The organism is Endozoicomonas sp. SESOKO3, from assembly GCF_024606255.1.
Genome location: NZ_JAHHPR010000732.1, coordinates 1 through 1,540, shown reverse-complemented (window position 1 = coordinate 1,540; position 1,540 = coordinate 1). Strand labels below are relative to the sequence as shown.

Here is a 1,540-nt window from a genome sequence, read left to right as displayed (position 1 = left end):
CCGCAGCTTTGATGATCAGGCAGCCGTGCTCAGAGATTTTCTCACGGGTAAACGTGCCACACTGGGTTATCACGAAATAAAAGTCTTCTGTGACGATGTTAAAAGTGTAATGACAAACGCAGGCTCACTGCCTGGTCTGATCAAACTGGCGGTGACCAAATACATGATTGTGCTTTCAGATCTGGGACAGGCTGCTCAGCTCAAATCACTCGGTCAGAGGAGACAACAACTGGCTGAGCGATTCTTACCGGGCCATGATGGTTTTAGAGCGCACTGTCTGCGCAGAAACATAGATCCGGATTTGCCCCTCAACCTGCACGACATCAGGCGGTTTCAGGAAAAACTGATGGGTTGGCAGGACGAGCTGGGACACTGGCATAGGGGGCTAATTGAAAGCCCCGAACTCAGTAGTATGGAAGCGTTAAAAGACAGGCTGAAAGTGGAGTTGGAAAGCTTTATCGACAAGATGGAGAGCGCTGCTCCCGAAGCCGCGCAAGCACCAGCGTCATTAAGCCACGAGCAGTTGCAGGCAGAAATCACCAGACTTTATGACCAACATGGAATCAAAGATTTACCCGGCAGGCAACAAAATGCAATGGAACAATCCGTAGCTGAGCAACATCCAGTCTTGCAAAGTGCGACCCAATATCAGGTTCAGCCTTCCGGAAACCTTCAAAACCACACAGTAACTTCCCTTGAAAAAGCCCGCTTGCATCGTTGGGTGTTTGAACAGCAATTAGCCGATTTGAGAGTCCGGAATGATAGACTTGATCACGACCTGGAAGCAGTGGAGCAGGAACTCAGACGGGTCACGGAACAGAGACAGGATACATCGAAGGCCATTCAAGACATTCAGGCACGCAAACAAAAGTTACAAAGAAGAAAAGCCAAGATCCCACACTCTCCCCTGCCCACAGTGATATTAAGAGACAGCAAGGGGGCACAAATAGACTCAGACTTTATGAAAAAACCTGAGCTTGACGAGCGATCCATAAACCTGCATGTCGTTCGTTGTCAGCCAGAGGTTTACAGGCAGATCAATAATGCGCTTCTGAACACGACAGCGTTTGAAAACGACAAAGCCCTGAATCAATTCAAGGATACGATGAGAAGCTTCAGGAATCAGTGCTATCAATATGCCATAGGTGCCAAACTGCCCAGTAAAATCCTCTCGGAAAATGACACTCAGCTCATCACGAACTCCCGCCAGCGTATCAACAGTGCCATGGAAACCCTTCTGGCAAACCCCGAGACCGCTGACACGACAACAGCCTTCCACTTTCTCAGGATGCAAGAAGCGATCCTGGATAATTTCCTGAAAATGAACGGTATGAGCGGAGTTTCTTAAATCTCCATAGCGAAAAGTAGATTGTCGTGATATAAGACACGATTCAGCAGCCTCAGCCAGGCTGATATCCATCTCTTTCGACTCGACACTGTATGTCTTCACAAACCAAAGCCTGTCTTTATGCTCTGGCCACTGCCCTGATGTGGTCTACCGTTGCCACTGCCTTCAAGCTCACTCTCGACTATCTCGATC

The 1,540-nt window shown here is 48.6% G+C and carries 1 protein-coding gene; it reads left to right on the top strand.

Annotated elements, in window-relative coordinates; all coding sequences use genetic code 11:
• Window positions 1-1,348 (top strand): hypothetical protein (locus KDK18_RS12895; RefSeq protein WP_257255333.1); only part of this gene is annotated, 1,348 nt, incomplete at its 5' end.
• Between the last annotated feature and the right edge of the window lie 192 nt (window positions 1,349-1,540).